Source organism: Pseudonocardia alaniniphila, from assembly GCF_022524485.1.
GTDB lineage: Bacteria > Actinomycetota > Actinomycetes > Mycobacteriales > Pseudonocardiaceae > Pseudonocardia > Pseudonocardia alaniniphila.
Genome location: NZ_JAKXMK010000069.1, coordinates 1 through 16,596, shown reverse-complemented (window position 1 = coordinate 16,596; position 16,596 = coordinate 1). Strand labels below are relative to the sequence as shown.

At 67.3% G+C, this 16,596-nt stretch carries 10 protein-coding genes and 2 pseudogenes; 7 read left to right on the top strand and 5 right to left on the bottom strand.

The features are described 5' to 3' along the window. Positions 1-448: 448 nt before the first annotated feature. From MMF94_RS42520 to MMF94_RS42510, 3 genes and pseudogenes are all read right to left on the bottom strand, one after another. Positions 449-3,208 (bottom strand): helix-turn-helix transcriptional regulator, encoded by a 2,760-nt coding sequence (locus MMF94_RS42520; protein ID WP_277398970.1) that lies wholly within the window; start codon positions 3,206-3,208, stop codon positions 449-451. Positions 3,209-3,237: 29 nt separating this feature from the next. Next, the gene (locus tag MMF94_RS42515) at positions 3,238-3,513 is read right to left on the bottom strand and encodes a hypothetical protein (protein ID WP_241043190.1); all 276 of its coding nucleotides are present in this window, start codon (positions 3,511-3,513) and stop codon (positions 3,238-3,240) included. 506 nt (positions 3,514-4,019) lie between these two features. Further along, positions 4,020-4,130 (bottom strand): annotated as a pseudogene (locus MMF94_RS42510) (IS481 family transposase); the annotation flags it as partial. A 222-nt stretch (positions 4,131-4,352) separates the two neighbouring features. On the opposite strand from MMF94_RS42510, the gene MMF94_RS42505 reads away from it, so the two are divergent. Further along, a complete protein-coding gene (locus tag MMF94_RS42505) occupies positions 4,353-7,097 on the top strand; it encodes a helix-turn-helix transcriptional regulator (protein WP_241043189.1) in 2,745 nt (914 codons plus the stop codon). Here the strand turns inward: MMF94_RS42505 and MMF94_RS42500 are convergent. After that, positions 7,074-7,433 (bottom strand): ABATE domain-containing protein, encoded by a 360-nt coding sequence (locus tag MMF94_RS42500; RefSeq protein WP_241043188.1) that lies wholly within the window; start codon positions 7,431-7,433, stop codon positions 7,074-7,076. The two genes, MMF94_RS42505 and MMF94_RS42500, sit on opposite strands and share 24 nt — an antisense overlap. A 136-nt stretch (positions 7,434-7,569) precedes the next feature. Here MMF94_RS42500 and MMF94_RS42495 point away from each other — a divergent pair, with 136 nt between their 5' ends. The 5 genes from MMF94_RS42495 (at position 7,570) to MMF94_RS42470 (ending at position 15,131) form a co-directional block, all read left to right on the top strand. Then, entirely contained in the window at positions 7,570-8,118 is a 549-nt protein-coding gene (locus MMF94_RS42495) for a carboxymuconolactone decarboxylase family protein (RefSeq protein WP_241043187.1), read from the top strand. A 140-nt stretch (positions 8,119-8,258) separates the two neighbouring features. Further along, positions 8,259-8,621 carry a DUF3040 domain-containing protein gene (locus tag MMF94_RS42490; RefSeq protein ID WP_241043186.1) on the top strand — a complete coding sequence of 121 codons (363 nt, stop codon included), beginning with the start codon at positions 8,259-8,261 and terminating at the stop codon, positions 8,619-8,621. 1,275 nt (positions 8,622-9,896) lie between these two features. After that, the gene (locus MMF94_RS42485) at positions 9,897-11,312 is read left to right on the top strand and encodes an amidase (RefSeq protein WP_241043185.1); all 1,416 of its coding nucleotides are present in this window, start codon (positions 9,897-9,899) and stop codon (positions 11,310-11,312) included. A 24-nt stretch (positions 11,313-11,336) separates the two neighbouring features. After that, positions 11,337-11,534: a hypothetical protein gene (locus tag MMF94_RS42480; protein WP_241043184.1), complete on the top strand. Its 198-nt coding sequence runs from the start codon at positions 11,337-11,339 to the stop codon at positions 11,532-11,534. Between the two features lie 363 nt (positions 11,535-11,897). Further along, a complete protein-coding gene (locus tag MMF94_RS42470) occupies positions 11,898-15,131 on the top strand; it encodes an amidohydrolase family protein (RefSeq protein WP_241043183.1) in 3,234 nt (1,077 codons plus the stop codon). Between the two features lie 682 nt (positions 15,132-15,813). Here the strand turns inward: MMF94_RS42470 and MMF94_RS43980 are convergent. Continuing rightward, positions 15,814-16,049 (bottom strand): annotated as a pseudogene (locus MMF94_RS43980) (transposase); the annotation flags it as partial. Here MMF94_RS43980 and MMF94_RS42460 point away from each other — a divergent pair. Continuing rightward, entirely contained in the window at positions 16,036-16,485 is a 450-nt protein-coding gene (locus MMF94_RS42460; protein WP_241043182.1) for a transposase, read from the top strand. The pseudogene MMF94_RS43980 and the gene MMF94_RS42460 overlap by 14 nt on opposite strands. Positions 16,486-16,596 lie beyond the last annotated feature (111 nt).

The window sequence follows — 16,596 nt, the reverse complement described above, 5'->3', positions numbered from 1 at the left end:
ACAACATCGCCCTGAGCCACTGACCCGAGACCGGCACCGCCACCAGCCTCAAGATCAGTTACGAGACATCGCTTAGTGAGCGAGGAGCCTGTGCCGGATCAGATTGATCAGCAGCAGCACGCCCAGCAACTCGTGGAGGACTGCTCAGCCGGACCAGTCACACCGGCGGCCACCTACTAACACGGGCTCGCAGCCTCTGAGCAGCAACGGCCTGCCCATATGTGTTCCTCGATGGCCACTGTTCCCGACAGTCCAACCGTATGCCCCGGGCCATCAAATGAGTGCGTCGACGTGCCCTGGCCCGCGAGCGGTTCAGGGAACATCTTCTCCAGGGCGTCACAGCTGGATGAGGACCACCGGCGACAGATTGTCGAAGGACGATCAAAGGGATATGACGAGGCCCCACGCGATTTGCCGGACTGCCCAGTACCGAAACTTTCCGGTCACGTCACAGGCGATCAGCTCGCTGGCGTAATTGTCGCCGTGACGTGATGCTTAGTTTTGCGAAGATTCTGCCCATATGCCATTCGACGGTGCGGGGGCTGAGGAACAGCCGGGCCCCGATCTCGGGATTGGAGAGCCCCTCGCGCACCAGGCGGACGACCTCGATCTCCTGGGCGGTGAGTTCGGTGCTGGTCTCCACGCTGCGTTTGCGCGCTGTGGTGCCGAGTGCTCCCAGCTCGCTGGCAGCACGCTGGGCGAATCCTTCCGCACCCATCCCGGTGAACATCTCGTACGCGACCCGCAACTGGTCAAGTGCATCCGATCGCCGCCGTTCCCGGCGCAGCCACTCCCCGTAAACCAGATGGGCTCGAGCGAGGTCGCCACGAACACGAGTACGGCCCAGCCGTTCGATTGCTTCACGGTAATCGCCCTCGGCGGCCCGCCCGTTGCCGAGCAGTGCCCGGCAACGCGCCTCCAAGCCTAACGCCCAGTCAGTGCCGCTGGCCCGAGTCAGCTGGGCGAGCCGCTGGAAGGCGGCAGTCGCGATTTCAGGCTGGCGGACCCGGACAGCCGCAGTGACGAGCTCGACCAGAGATTCCCAGGTCGGCATCCCGACCTCCACCGGTGGGGCGGTAGCCTGCTGCGCGGCCGTCAGCGCCTCCTCGTACCTGCCGAGGCCATTGCACAGCAGCGCTTTCAACCATCCGCAGCAGATCACGCCGGCGCCCTCGCCACGGGCCGCGTTCTCCTCGGAGGCGGCATCGATCAACTCGAATGCCCCCGCTTCGCGGCCCTGCCAGGCGGGAAGCAGCAAGGTGCCGTACGAGGCGACTGGGATGACGGTCGCATCCATGACTCCCTTCTGTTCCTCGAGCAAAGAAGCCGCAGCGGCCAGCTCTCCGATGAAGACATGCCAGGCGATGCGGGCGGTCAGGGCGAGCGGTAGGAGGGCGAGTGCGCCGGTATCGCGGGCGAGCTGGAGGAAGCGCTTGCTGAGAACGTCGTAGGTTTCCTCGTCGGCGAGGGCCGCGGCGACGGCGATGTAGGTGAACCAGACCACGCTCAGGTTCGCTTCACCCGAGGCGCCCCGATCGCGGAACTCTCGAAGTGCCCGCCGCAGTTCGGGCGCAGCGGCGGCGTGCCCGTCCGTAAACCATACGGCCAAGGCGTCGAGGAGGAGATCCGCGCTTGTCGGACGCGACGGCGCCGGTGCCTTCCGAACAAGCTCGCCGACCTCACGCATGTCGCCACCGCTAGCCAAATGGCCGGCGAACCAAGCCGCCGCGGACGCGTCCAGATACGTGTCGCGGGCCATCCGCACGTCCAGCGGCTCCAGGCGGGCGGCGGCCTTGAGCAGCAGCAACGGGACGTCGCCTCCGCGGTTCATCGTGAGTGCGATCCGGGCGCGCAGCAGGTCGGCTTGGGCGCGCTGGAGCTTGGTCAGGGGACTCGCTTCTCCCATGGACAGCAGTTTCAACGCCGCGTCGGGCATATCGGCGAGGTGGTTGGCCTGCGCCGCGGCAAGTGCCCGCTGCCCGCCCCGTCGTGGGTCCAGGGTCAGCTCGGTTGCTCGTTCGAGGAAAGCGGCGGCCGCAGCCACCCCGCCGCGTGCCTGCGCCCGTCCGGCCGAACGTTCGAGCTCGGCGGCAACGTCTTCGTCGGGCCCGGCCGCCGCCTGGGCGAAATGCCAGGCGCGCCGGTCCGGATCGGCTTCGGGGTCGGTGACCTGGGCCAGTGCCTTATGGGTGCTCCGCAGGCTCTCCGGCGACGCCGTCCGGTAGATCGCCGAGCGCACCAGGGGATGCCGAAACCACACCCGGGCACCGAAGTCGATCAGGCCCGACGCCCGGGCCGATGCCGATGCCCCGATATCGATGCCGAGCTGCTCCGCCGCCCGCCACACCAGTACGGGGTCGCCCACCGGCTCCACGGCGGCCACCAGCAGGAGCTGGCGCGTCTCCACCGGCAGAGTGGCGATTCGCCGGTGGTAACTCTCTTCGATCCGATGTGGCAGCATGCCTCGAATCGGCAATCCGAACCCACCAGCCAGCTCCGTCAGTGTGAATCCCCTCGGCAAGTCCAGCAAGGCCAGTGGATTACCTTGCGTCTCCCCTAGGAGCCGTTCCAGCACGCGCTCATCCACCGGGCCGCGATACGCCGACAACAGCAGCGCACGCGCAGCGTCTTCCGGCAGACCAGTGACGACCATCTCCGGTAGGTCGGCCAGATCCGACACCTCGGAAGGCCCCTGAACAGCCTCGGACTCACGTGCCGCAAAAATGATCGCCACCGACTCCGCCTGCAGCCGACGTGCGACGAACGCGAGCACCTGCGCCGACGCGCGATCCAGCCACTGCGCGTCATCCACCACACAAACCAGCGGACGCTCCCGGGCTACCTCGGCGAACAGGCCGAGTACCGCCAACCCCAACAGAAAGCGATCTGGTGGACCTCCCGTGCTCAGCCCAAAAGCCGTGCTTAACGCCTTCCGATGCGCTTCCGGCAGGAGGTTTAGCCGGTCCAGCATCGACGCGCACACCTGGTGCAGGCCTGCGAAGGCCAACTCCATCTCGGCCTGCACGCCCGTGGCTCGTGCCACCTGGCAGGACGAAGCACGCTCCAGGACATACTTCAGTAACGTGGTCTTGCCCACACCTGCACTGCCGCGCACCACCAAGGCGCGGCTCCGTCCCATCCGGACGTCCCCAAGCAGCTGGTCGAGCACCCGACGCTCGGCGTCCCGGTCTAGCAGTGATGCTGTCATTTGCAGACCCATCAGCGATGGGTCATAGGCTATCCCTTGAGGAGGTTTACCCAGCCCACATTGCACCACGTCCGCTCAGATGCGCTGCCGACCTCCATCCCGACGATGCCGGCCTGGGGCAGCGACGATGCCGGCCTGGGGCAGCGGTGTGTCGAAGCAGCGGCCGCGCCGAAGGCGCGGTGCGGCCCGTTGGTGATCCGGAAGACCCCGCCGTGCGCATCGGCGTCCTCGCGGAAGTCCACGACCGAGTCGTCCGCGGTCATCGCATCGCGCAGCGCCGCGTTGAATGCCTGCACTATCGTCATCTTCGGAGTCGCCCCCGGGTGCCTCCAGGCTCCCTCGAACTCAAGCTCGGTCCGCAGCGCCGCGCGCTGCTCGCCCAGCGAGGGTGGGCGTGGACGGGCACCTCTCGATGGTCTGCCTCGTATGGGCGGTTCAAGCAGGACGGGCGTTCCCGGCCACGTAGGTCGAGCGGAGGCCATCGTACCGCCGATCGCCCGGGCGGATCGCGCGGCCGCGGAGCACGTGGCGAAGCGCAGGAAGGCTCATGCGCGCCCGCGCAGGCACGCGACCCGGGCGCGGACCGCCGGAAACGACCTCGAAGGCGGGGCCGGCAGTACCCCGCTCGGCTACGACAGCTGATATGGGGGCACCTGCTGTCAAGTGGCCGTGGTTGAGTGGCCCGCGATGGAAGGGTATCGGGGCTGGTCAGGCGCATGTGGGGCCGGCGAGGGTGGTGCGAGAGAGGCTGTCGTGGGTCGACGCGCGGTCAGGCTGATATGCGCGGGTTGGTTACCGCATAACCGGATATTCGTCGGGAGCAGTCCGCGCGGGAGACGCCCATCTCCTTGGCCACGTGTGCCTTCGGCCGCCGCTGCTCTACAACGCGATCAACAATGGTGCGGCGGCCATGGAAGGTCAGCCGGGCATTACCGTGAGATTCACGAGAGCCTCCGGTCGGAGTGGGTCCTTAGACAAGCCACACCCCAACCGGAGGTTCTCCTCACATCAACGACCTGAGCGGGCGTGTCCCACGAACCCCACTGTCACCAACGTCCTGGCCGGGTACATCTAGTAGCGCTGGAAAGGTGGAAAGCGCCTTGTCGGGCGGATACGGTGTTGTGCTCGACGATTGGGCTGACGGGTGACGGCGTTACTGCTGGACCGGCGCAGCGAGTGTCAGCTACTCGACCGGTTGCTCGAGGACGTCCGGACGGGACGTAGCCGCGCGGTGGTGGTGCGCGGCGAGGCTGGCGTGGGCAAGACCACGTTGTTGGCTTACCTGCTGGGACGAGCAGCCGGCTGCCGGGTGGCACGGGCCACAGGTGTGCAGGCCGAGGTGGAGCTGGCCTTCGCCGGGCTGCACCAGGTTTGCGCGCCGATGCTGGTGCGGCTGGGCGGCCTGCCCGAAGCGCAGCAGGAGGCGTTGAGCAGGGCGTTCGGCCTGAGAACGGGTAACCCGCCAAATCGTTTCGCGGTGGGGTTGGCAGTGCTCGGTCTGTTCGCCGAAGTCGCCCGGGAGCGTCCGCTGGTGTGTGTGGTGGATGACGCGCAGTGGCTGGACCGGGCATCGGCGCAGGTGCTCGCGTTCGTCGCACGCCGGCTGCAGGCGGAGTCGGTGGCGATCGTCTTCGCGGTCCGGGACTCGATCTCCGGCGAGGAGTCCGTCGAGGAACCGGAGTTGGCGGGCCTGCCCGAGGTAGAGGTGATCGGTTTGCCCGAGGACGATGCGCGCGCGTTGTTGAGATTCGCGCACTGTGGTCCGGTCGACGAGCGGGTGAGGGAGCAGGTCCTCGCTGAGGCCCAGGGCAATCCGCTGGCGTTGCTCGAGCTGCCGAGGGGGTTCACACCGTCGGAGCTGGCAGGTGAGTCGCGATCGCCGAGCCGGGGGAAGCTCTCCCGTCAGATCGAGGAGAGCTACTGTCGGCAGATCATCGCGCTGCCAGCGGAGACTCGCGAGCTGTTGTTGGTGGCCGCGGCCGAGCCGGTGGGGGATCCGGTACTGGTCTGGCAGGCTGCCGAGCGGCTCGGCATCGCCGTCGACGCCGCGGGGCCGGCCGAAGCGGTGGATCTGATCCATTTCGGCCCTCGGGTGCGGTTTCGACATCCCCTGGTGCGTTCGGCGACCTACGAGATGGCGTCGTCGGAGAGCCGGCGGCGCAGTCATGGGGCGTTGGCGCAGGTCACTGACCCGCAGGCCGATCCGGACCGGCGTGCCTGGCACAACGCGAAGGCGGTGGCCGGGCGTGACGAGGACGTCGCCGCGGAGCTCGTACATTCGGCCGGACGCGCGCAGGCACGCGGCGGCGTGGCCGCGGCCGCGGCATTCCTCGAACGGGCAACCCATCTGTCGCCCGACCCAGCACGGCGCGGGCAGCGGGCAATGGCTGCGGCACAGGCCAAGCACCTCGCCGGTCTGCCCGACTCCGCGCTGGGACTGCTGACCCTGGCGGAAGCGAGCCCACTGACCGAGCTCGAGCGCGCCCGCGCTGACCTGCTGCGCGCCCAGATCGCACTCACGATGAACCGCGGCGGTGACGTCCCCTCGCTCCTGCTCAAGGCCGCCGCCCGCCTGGAACCGCTGAACATGCGGCAGGCCCGCGACACGTATCTGGATGCGTCGATGGCGGCCTGGTTCGCCGCGCATCTGACCGGCGGCGCCGGCATGCGCGAGGTCGGCGAGGCTGTCCGGAATGCACCGGCACCACCACATCCCTCGACCGCCGACCTCCTCCTCGACGCCCTGGCGCTGCGCTTCACCGACGGCTACGCCGCAGCCGCCCCCGACCTGAAGCGAGCACTTCGAGCGTTCCGCGATCGCGGCCCCTCCGAGGATGAGCGGTTCAGCGTCGTCTGGTTCACCTACATCGCCGTCGCCGCGGCTCTCGCGGACGACGAAATCTACGAGGTGCTCACCCGGCGCTTCCTCGAACTCGCCCGCGATGCCGGTGCGCTCGCCCTGTTACCGCTCGCATTGACCTCTCGTATCGCCTGGTACGTCTTCACCGGCAAGCTGGACGCCGCGGCGTCGTTGCTTGAGGAACAGAAGGCCGTCATGGGAACGACGATCGTTCCCGTTGCGTCCTACGGCACCATGCTGCTCCCCGCCTGGCGGGGCCTGGAGACGGGGACGTTCACGTTGATCGAGGCCGAATCCGAGGAGAACGCGCGCCGCGGCGAGGGGACCGGCGTTATCTGTTGTGGGTGGATCAAGGCGCTGCTGTGCAACGGGCTCTGCATGTACGACGAGGCGCTGACCGCTGCGCAGGCGGCCACCGAACCGTCAGTGGAGATCGGCATGCCGACCTGGGCATCACTGGTCGAGCGCGTTGAGGCGGCTGTCCGGGTCCGGCAACCCGACCTCGCAACCGACGCCTTCCGGCAGCTGACCCCACTCACGCGCGCCGGCGGCACCGACTGGGCATTGGGGCTGGAGGCGCGCTGCCGGGCCCTGATCGGCGACGGACCGGCTGCTGAGAGCGCCTACTGTGAGGCGATCGAGCGGCTCGGTCGCACCCACATTCGAGGTGAGCTCGCTCGGGCGCATCTGGTTTACGGCGAGTGGCTGCGTCGTGAACGGCGGCGATCGGATGCGCACGACCAACTGCGGGCGGCGCACGAGATGTTCATGGAGATGGGTGCGGAGGGGTTCGCCCGCCGCACCGCTCGCGAGCTCGGCGCCATCGGCGTAACCGCGCGCAAACGCACCGTCGAGACCACCACCGAGCTCACCACGCAGGAGACACAGATCGCCCACCTGGTCCGCCAGGGACTGACCAATCCCGAGATCGCGGCCCGGCTCTTCCTCAGCCCACGCACCGTCGAATGGCACATTAGGAAGATCTTTTCCAAACTCAACATCACCTCACGACGGCAATTGCGCAGCTGACCACTGCTCTCGCAAAGCCGTCCCGAACCCGGCCGCCTCGGGCCGCACCCATCGGTCTCCGGTCGCGTCCGCGGCCAGTCGGCAGAGAGCATCGCGCACCCTGCGCAGCCGCTCGGCGAGCCCAGGCTCCGGCGCCGCGGCGACGTCAGACGGGTCCTGGCTGCCGGTCTCGGAGCGCAGGCGGTCGTCGATCGCGCGTAGCCAGGCGGTCACTGGGGCGTCGTCGCTGAGCGCGTCCTGCACGTCACTCCGGTCGACCCGCAGCGTGTTCATGAGCTCCACCGGAAGCGGCTCGCCGAGCAACGTCGCTCCGGTGGGCACCTCAGGGCGTCGCATATGCCCACGCTAGCACGGAACCTAATGGTTTGACACAGCATTATCCATTTGACAGCCCACTGACCCGCGTGGCAACGTGGATAACGGATAGAACGATGCTCACCCGTTAGACTCACACCTGGAAGGGACCATCAGCATGTCCACTCTTTCCAAGATCGAGCCCACAGACGCGACCGAGCCTGTCGCCGAGGTGCTGGCCGAGGTCAAGAAGGCACTCGGGGCGGTGCCGAACATGGCCAAGACGATGGCGCACAGCCCGGCGCTGGTCAGGGGCTGGCTCGCACTGTCGGGCGCCCTTAGCGTCGGGGTGATCCCCGCGCCCGTCCGCGAACAACTCGCTCTCGCCACGGCCGAGTACAACGACTGCGAGTACTGCCTGTCCGCGCACAGTTTCATCGGCTCGAAGGTCGCCAAGCTCGACCCCGACGAGATCGAGCGTGCGCGACATGCCGACTCCGCCGACCCTCATGCCGCGGCACTGCTCGCCCTGTCCGACGCCATCGCTCGGGGACGCGGCATCGTCGAGGACGCCGCGCTGGAGACCGCCCGGGCTGCCGGAGTGACCGACGCCGAGATCGCCGAGGTCGTCGGCAACCTCGCACTCAACATCCTCACGAACTACTTCAACATCCTGGCCGACACCGACAACGAGTTTCCCCCAGTCACACCGCTCGCACACGCCTGAGCAACCGACTCATACCGCTGCAGGTCGGGGGCTCAACGAGGAGCACCCGACCGCTGCGGCCGTTCGCGCCGCAGAACACCCTCCCGGGCTGGGGTCGCCCGGTTGAACAACACCAACTCCAACGATGGGACGAAGCCCTCATGACCCTCAACCAGGATGAATTCGTACGATTGACCAGAATTTCGAAGTCGCTCAGAAGAAGCGACCCTGAGCTGGCACGTAAGCTCGCTGCCCCCATGCGTCGTTGCTCGATCTGGACTGTGCTGTGCTACTTGACGCTATCCGTGCTCGCGTTCGTGACCCCGGCAGTCGTGGCGATCAGCGATACCACCTCGCCGGGCAGCTCCATCGCCAAGGGTGCGTTGCACGGGGATGAGACGACGGCGGCGGACTTCCGACCGCAGGTTCGCGACCAAACCGACGGGCACTCCGCTGGCCGCCACACAATGGTGATGGGAATCCCTATCAACTACAGCGGACGCCCGCCTGCCTTCGACGAGTAGATCTACCGGCAGCATCACGCCGTCGAATGCGGCATCACCTACTCAAACAACACCGGGCGCTCGCCACCCGATACGACAAGTTCGCCCTGCGCTACGAGCGCCACCATGCGCATCGCCACGATCAACATCTGGCTACACGCCCTCGCCGCCATGGCTTTGTGAACAGGCCTAGCTCACCCGAGGATCCGGCAGTCGCGGACCAGCGCGAGCGTCCGGGGGGAAGCAACCGGGGGTTCGCACGGGTTCGATCGGAGCCTTGAGGGTGCATAATCATCAATGTCATGGTCGTCGTCTAGTACGGTTGCGGCCGAGCGCGATTCGGTGGTGGGTGAGTACGATCGAGTAATTTTAACATTTTCAATGTCATGCGTCATCCACTTCGCCGACCAACGCGGGCACTATGACGGCAATAGCGGTCTGTCGCAATGGAGACTGATCTCAACCGAGATCGGAGGCCGTTCGCGAGCGAGGCGAATCCACTTCGTCCCCAAAATTGGGCGAGTTGGATCGAATGAAAGCGAGGGCGCAGTGGTGATGTTGATAGCCTGGAACGGGAATCGCGATTCTGCTACATGGACGTTCCCCTGTTGGGTTCACATGGATCGCGGCGGGTGAAATGTCGATATCTACTCGGCGTCCAATGTCGCGTCCTAGAAGTGGGTCTACAGTCGCCTTTCGTGATGTTGGTGCGACGTCTTTGGCCCAGACGAAGGTCAGCGGCGTTCTAATCGTCGATAGAACGCGTGACGACCTCGATCAGATTGCGAACTGCGAGATGGGCGCCGTGGCGGATGGCCTGTCGGGTGATGATCCCTAGAAACACGACCATGTTTCCGCTGGCCGCGGTGTCCGGGCGGCGTCCACCACGATGTTGCGGACCAGGTGGGGCTGCTGGCCGCGTAACTACGGTGCCCGACGTGGTGTTTCAGCGCTGGCGCCGCTGCCGCGCCCTTAGGGCACGCGGTCGATCTGGCCTTCTGAAGCGGCCGCGCCTGCAGGCGGACGGCTGTGTCCGGCGAGGTGCGTGGACGGTCCGGCGGTGAGGTTCGACGACCCCGGTTGTCGAGCTGCCGGGTTCACGCTGTCAAGTTGCGTCGACCCGGGTCGTGCACCAATTCACCGCTCGCAGCGCCAGCCAGCTGGAGTCGTCGGCGTCGAGGTCGTCCGACCTGACGCAGAGCGGATCGAAATCTCGGCGACGACGACCGTGGCTGAAACGCTGACGGCAGGTCCGAACCTCGGGGCAGAGCTGCCGTGAACCCATTGGAGGTCTCCATGTCAATCCCGCACACGCTGTCCGACGCAGCCGCAGCCCTGCGCGTCGGCGCCGTCACCAGCCGGGAACTGACCGAGTCCGCGCTGGCCGTCGCCGACCGAGTGGATGGCAGGCTGGCGGCCTATCTCACCCGCTTTGACGAACAGGCCCGCGCGGCCGCGGACCGGGCCGACGCCGAGCTCGCCGCCGGCCGGTACCGGGGGCCACTGCACGGCGTACCGGTCGCCGTCAAGGACACGATCGCCGTGGCCGACGGCCCGACCACAGCACAGTCGCTGGTACTCGACCCGGCCTGGGGTGCGGGGAAGGATGCACCGGTTGTGGCTCGCCTCCGGCAGGCGGGCGCCGTGATCACCGGCAAGACCACGACAATGGAGTTCGCCTGCGGTATGCCGGAGGTCGACATGCCGTTCCCGGTGCCTCGCAATCCGTGGGACCTCGACGCCTGGCCGGGCGGGTCGAGTTCCGGCAGCGCCGCTGGCGTCGCGGCCGGGCTGTTCTTCGCCGGCCTCGGTAGCGACACGCTGGGCAGCATCCGCATCCCGTCTGCGATGTGCGGGGTGACCGGGCTGATGCCGACCTTCGGCCGGGTCCCGAAGTCCGGATGCGTGCCGGTGGGCTACAGCGTGGATCGGGTCGGGCCGATCGCGCGGACTGCGGAGGACTGCGGGCTCGTCCTGGCCGCGATGTCCGGGCCGCATCCGAGCGACCCGGACTCGGTGGAGGTACCGTTCACCGAGTTCCCAGACCCGGCCGAAGACCTCAGCGGTCTCCGGATCGGCGTGCTCCGTGAGGGGATGTTCCCGAACGGCGCGGACGGTGCGGTCGGTCCAGCATTCGACATGGCCGTCGCCGTGCTGGAGGGGCTCGGGTCGTCATGCACCGAGGTCGAGCTTCCTTACCACGCTGAGCTGACCGCAGCGGACATCGTCACGTTGGCCTGCGAGGCTCTCGCCTTCCATCGCCCGAACGTCGGTACCCGGTGGCGGGACTACACCGCGGGCACGCGGGAGTTGCTGTTGCGGGGTGCATTGCTCACCGGGGCGGACTACGTGCAGGCGCAGCGCGTCCGCCGTGCCGCCCAGCTCGCCCTAGCGCGGCTTTTCGAGCAGGTTGACGTGGTGGTCTCGCCGACGCTGTCGATCGGGGCCCCTGCGCTGGCCGGGTTCCTCAGCGGCGAGCGTGATGTGTTCGAGCTGTTCGGGCACTTTCACACCGCGTACTGGAATGCGGCAGGCAGCCCGGCGCTGGCACTGCCGATGGGCATGACCGGGTCCGGACTACCGCTGTCACTGCAGCTGGCGGGCCGCCCCTTCGCCGAGACGACGCTGCTACGCATCGGGAGCGCGTTCCAGGCTGGCACTACCCATCACCTGCGCCGTCCCGCTCTCTCGGTCGCCGCGCTGCTGTTCTGACCACGACGGACCTGGAGGCGAGTTATGGCGGAGGAGCCGCGCGTCCGCGCCCTGTTGACCGAGGCGGGCATCCCCGCGTCGGACGCCGAGATCGCAGTCTGCGTCGCCGCCTATCCCGTGGTGCGGGATATGGCCAAGGCGCTGCACGCCGCGACCGGGACGCGGTACGCCGATCCTGCCCTGCGCTTCCGGGCCGAGGCGGGGCCGGACGTCGGGTGGTGACCCGTCCGCCGTACTGGCCTCGCAACGGGGCCGGGCACCCGCCGGTCACGAGGGCGGGCACCCTGGCCCGAGAATCGGGTCGCTACGTCGTACCAGGCCGGCGCGGTCGTCTGCAGATTAGTGTCGAGGCCGGCATCTGGCACCGACCCTGGTGAACCGGGCCGCCGGAGAGAGATTCGGCCCTGCCGCCGTGCCGAGTGATCGTCGCGACGTTGGAGCAGACCCCACCGAATGCCACGCACTGGTCACAGGCCTTCATGGCCGAGCGCTCTGGGTTGAGTCGCTCGACGATCGGGCGGATCTGGCGGGCTGTCGGAAGTGTTGCGCCTGACAGTGCCGGAAACAAATGCTCAATACCGTAAAATGGCAGCGTTGCGAAAAACGTTTTTGTTTGCCTGGCGGCGCATCCGTTTCCCTGAACCGCGTTTCGATTCATTATATTCTTCGGGGGAGGAGATTCATATGTCAGAAGTACGTAGACGAGGTTTTCTGTCAGGAGTAGCGGGCACGGTTGCGTTGTCGGGGGTCGGCGTCGCTGATGTGGGGCAGGATGCGGTCGCCGCGCCGGAGTCGTCGCGCGCCGGGGTGCCGGTGACACTGCGCCAAGGCACCAACCTCGCCGCTCAGCTCTCACCGGACCGTCGGACGATCGCGATCGACCTGCTGGGCGTGCTGTGGCTCGTTCCCGCTGAGGGCGGCCAGGCAACCCGCCTGACCGGCGACCTGTTCGACCTCGCCCAGCCGGACTGGGCCCCGGACAGCGCCAGCCTGGCCTTCCAGTCCTATCGGGACGGCAACTTCAACATCTGGACCATCCATACGGACGCGACCAACCTGCGGCAGCTGACCACAGGGCCGTTCGACCACCGGGAGCCCCGGTTTTCCCCGGACGGCAAGCACATCGTGTTCTGCTCCGACGCGCCCGGCAGCTACGGGATCTACCTCCTCGATCTCGCCACGCACGCGGTCACCCAGCTCACCGACACGTCGGACCAGGAGTACGAGCCCGCTTGGTCACCCGACGGCACGAAGATCGCGTTCGTGGTGGGGAACACCCGCATCGACGTGCTCTCGGTTGCCGACGGCAGCCGGAGCACGGCCGTGACCGTGCGGGCGGACCAGGAGGTGCACAGCCCCGCGTGGACGCCGGACGGAAACGAACTCGTTTACTGTCTATTCGCCGGTGGCACGCCACCCGCCGTGGCGGGGCGGACCACGCAGCTGATCTCCGGGGGAAAGCCGCTCTTCTCCGGCGAGGACGTCTTCCCCTTCAGGGTGTCCTGGCTCGGCTCGAACGAGTACCTCTACACCGCCGACGGTTGGCTGCGCCGTCGCAGGATCGACGGCGGCCCGGCGCGCGACGTTCCCCTGACCGCCTCGGTTACGGTCAACCGATCAAGCTACACCCCGCGCCGGCGCGACTTCGACTCGACCGTGCCCCGGCCGGTCGTCGGCATCGGCAGTCCGGTGCTCTCCCCAGACGGCAAGCAGGTCGCCTTCCGCGCGCTCAACGACATCTACACGATGGAGATCGGTCAGCGGCCCCGTCCGCTGACCAGCGGCAATTGGTGGAAGTCGGATCCGGCTTGGTCACCGGACGGCCGCTGGCTGTCGTACTCGACCGATCGGGGCGGGAAGCTCGACATCTGGCTGCGTGAGCTGACCACCGGTCAGGACCGCCAGCTGACCAACCTCGACGGCGCCGCCGCGGTGTCGGGTACCTGGTCGCCGGACGGCAAGCACATCGCGTTCCTCGACCAGAAGGGCGCGCTACACACTGTCGAGGTCGCCACTGGCGCGGTCCAGCAGGTCTTCAAGGCGACCTTCGAACCGGGCAGGCCGACCTGGTCCCCCGACGGCTCGGTGATCGCGCTGGCGGCGATCAAACCCTACTCCGCCCGCTTCCGCGAAGGGCTGAGCAAGATCCTTCTGGTCGACCGGAGCACCGGAGCCGCGACCTACGTCGACCCCTTGCCGGACCGGTCGATCCAGACCCGCGGCGATGACGGCCCGGTCTGGTCCCCGGACGGGCGCCGGATGGCGTTTGTCGTCGGCAGCGTGCTGTGGGTCGTCGACGTGAACCCCGACGGCAGGTTCTCGGGAACGCCGTACCAGATCACCTCCGAAGTCACCGACGCGCCGAGCTGGCGGGGGGACTCCCAGCAGCTGCTCTATCTCAACAACGGCCGGCTCCGGTTGGTCTCCGTCGACGGTGGCACCCCGCACACGGTGCCGGTTCCCCTGACCTGGACCAACGTACGAACACGCGGCCGGGTGGTCATCCGTGCTGGACGGATGTGGGACGGTACCAGCCGCTCCCTGCGCCCCGACATGGACATCGTCGTGGACGGGCGCCGCATTCGGTCGGTGGAGCGCGCCGGCGGCGGGTGGGACGGCGACGTGGTCGACGCACGCGACTCCGTGGTCATCCCCGGCATGATCGACATGCACAACCACCGTGAGATGCAGGGCTACAGCTACGGCGACCGCCAAGGCCGACTGTGGCTGTCCCTGGGCTTCACCACCACGCGGTCCCCTGGCAGCCCCGCCTATCACATGGTGGAGGAGCGTGAATCGGTGCAATCTGGAGCGAGGGTCGGACCGCGCTACTTCGCCACGGGCGAGGCTATCGACGGAAGCCGTATCTACTACAACTTCATGCGCCCGACCTTCGACGACGACCAGCTGCTGCTGGAGCTCGAGCGCGCCGGGGCACTCGACTACGACCTGATGAAGTCCTATGTGCGGTTGAAACCCGAATGGCAGCGGCGGGTCATCGAATGGGCGCACGAACGCTTTATTTCAGCCACCTCGCACGACCATTACCCGGCGTTCTCATTCGGCGGCGACGGGATGGAGCACATTGGCGCCACCAACCGGCTCGGCTACTCGCGGACGGTCAGTGCGCTCGGCGCCGGTTATGACGATGTCACCAACCTCTTCGTCAAGAGCGGCGCGGCCCGCACCCCCACGTTGTTCGGCTCGAAGGCGATGTTCCGCGACGACACGAGCCTGGTCACCGACAACCGCGTGCGCACGCTCTACCCGGCATGGGAGTATGCGTCACTGCAGGCCGACGCGAAGAAGGCACAAACCACGGACCAGACCGCTGGCCTGGCAAACCTGGCCAAGCAGGTTCAGCAGATCACGTCGATCATCCGCCAGGGCGGCCGGGTGATCACGGGCACCGACTCCCCCATCGACCACACCGCCGTCAGCACCCATATGAACCTGCGAGCCATGGTCGCCTACGGACTGACCCCGTTCGAGGCGCTGACCACTGCAACCAGGGCGCCGGGCGAGGTTCTCGGCGAACCGCTCGGCCACATCGAGACCGGTATGTATGCCGATCTCGTCGTCTTGGGCGGCGACCCGCTCTCCGACATCAAGCAAGCGGCGAACGTCCGGCAGGTGATGGCCAACGGCGTCTTGTTCGACATCGACACCCTGCTCGCCCCGTTCACCGCGGCCCCGTCCGCCACGCCCGCGAGCGTCATGCTCGACCCGGTGCCCGACCACCTCGACAACAGCCCGTACTGGTGGCACGACGTGCACTACGTAGCGCATGCCTGCAACTCCTGTTGCGCCGGTGATTGAGGGCCGCCCTCACTCCGACGCCCTCACCCTCTCCTGGCGGCGTGCCCCGGCGCCGCCGTAACGGTCGAGCACGCGCTGGCGCATCGTCGGTCGAGGTCAGGAGGAGGCGAATATCGGGCGAGTCCTACCTCGATCTGACAGACGCGAAGCAGGCTCGGCTGGGAGCCGCTTCTACCGGACCGCCTGCCGCGCTGCGGCGGACGTTGGGCCGACCATTCGCAGATCGTCAACGGTGTTCTGACAGGCTCGCTGTGCGGCTGCCGTGGCAAGATCTCTCTACCCAGTACGGGCGACGGAGAGAGGTCTACATCCGGTAGCGCCGCTGGTCGGTCGACGGGGTCTGGAGAGATCCTGCACGAGCTGCGCTGCGACAGCAGCATCAGTAAAGGTCCGGGCTGGAGAGGCCGCAGTCGACGGGACAGTCGTGCGCATCGTCGCGCACCCGGTGCGTGTGGTCAGCCAGGTGGATGCGTGAGGCGCAGTATCATGATCCCAGAGATGCTGTGGCACTGCTTTGATCGAGGGCGGGGCTGCGACGTGCGCCAGGAACGGCCTTAAGCGACGGCCGCAGCATAGCCTTTGATTTCCCTTACTGTTCGCAGGGTGCTTTTGACCCGACGCGCCGAAATGAGGTACTGGGCCGGGCTGTAAGAACCTTCGTGGCTTAGCCGTGATCGTCACTTCAGTTCAGGGTGATGCGGTCGCCCGTAGAACATCACCAGCGCGTTCAACGCAGCGTTCCAGCCGGTCGTGCGTCCGGTCACATTGGTGCGGTTAGTGATCGGGTTGCGGATGACCAGGTATAGCACCTTCAGTGCGGCCCGTTCCTTGGGGAAGTTCCCGCACCGGCGAGCGGCCTGGCGGAATCTCGAGTTGAGGCTCTCAACTGCGTTTCGTGGTGTAGATGATCTTCCCGATCTCCGAGACGTTGCTCGCGGCCACCGACGGGCAGATCCTGTCCACTCGGCCGGGCGTGAAGGCTGTTCGTGCCGCCGCGTTCGCCGCGTTCAGCCTGCCGGTGCAGCGTTTCGTAGATGCCGAGCACCTCTACGCCGCCAGCGGGCTCGCCCGGGCGCGATACCAGTCTTCGACGCTGACCCGCCGGGGCCGCATCTCCCGGCGGGGCTTGGCCGAGCACCGCGACGCGTTGATGGGCATCACCTGGGGCCGCTCGCAGAACTGCGGGCCGTTCCGCGTCCGCGACCACGAGCTACGTGCCCGCGGCATGGCCAGCATTCAGGCCCGGGTCGCTCTCGCCCGCCACGCCTGTCGGCTGTGTTTCGCGCTGCTGCGCAGCCAGCAACCCTTTGACGAACAGCGCTATCGTCAGGCTCGGCACCAGCGCGAGCGGTGACGGCTCAGTTAGCTATGCCGCACGACGGCGCAACCTAGTGCCTCGTCAAGGAAGGTCGCCGCTGTAATGGCGTCGGTTTGATCCGCCGCGTTCGGCCCGGGAGGCTGTCGG

Bases quoted from the DNA above. Each gene is read 5' to 3' on its own strand.
- MMF94_RS42470 (WP_241043183.1), top strand. From the start codon at position 11,898: ATGGCAGCGTTGCGAAAAACGTTTTTGTTTGCCTGGCGGCGCATCCGT.
- MMF94_RS42480 (WP_241043184.1), top strand. From the start codon at position 11,337: ATGGCGGAGGAGCCGCGCGTCCGCGCCCTGTTGACCGAGGCGGGCATC.
- MMF94_RS42490 (WP_241043186.1), top strand. From the start codon at position 8,259: ATGACCCTCAACCAGGATGAATTCGTACGATTGACCAGAATTTCGAAG.
- MMF94_RS42515 (WP_241043190.1), bottom strand. From the start codon at position 3,513: ATGACGATAGTGCAGGCATTCAACGCGGCGCTGCGCGATGCGATGACC.
- MMF94_RS42495 (WP_241043187.1), top strand. From the start codon at position 7,570: ATGTCCACTCTTTCCAAGATCGAGCCCACAGACGCGACCGAGCCTGTC.
- MMF94_RS42460 (WP_241043182.1), top strand. From the start codon at position 16,036: ATGATCTTCCCGATCTCCGAGACGTTGCTCGCGGCCACCGACGGGCAG.
- MMF94_RS42485 (WP_241043185.1), top strand. From the start codon at position 9,897: ATGTCAATCCCGCACACGCTGTCCGACGCAGCCGCAGCCCTGCGCGTC.
- MMF94_RS42520 (WP_277398970.1), bottom strand. From the start codon at position 3,208: ATGACAGCATCACTGCTAGACCGGGACGCCGAGCGTCGGGTGCTCGAC.
- MMF94_RS42500 (WP_241043188.1), bottom strand. From the start codon at position 7,433: ATGCGACGCCCTGAGGTGCCCACCGGAGCGACGTTGCTCGGCGAGCCG.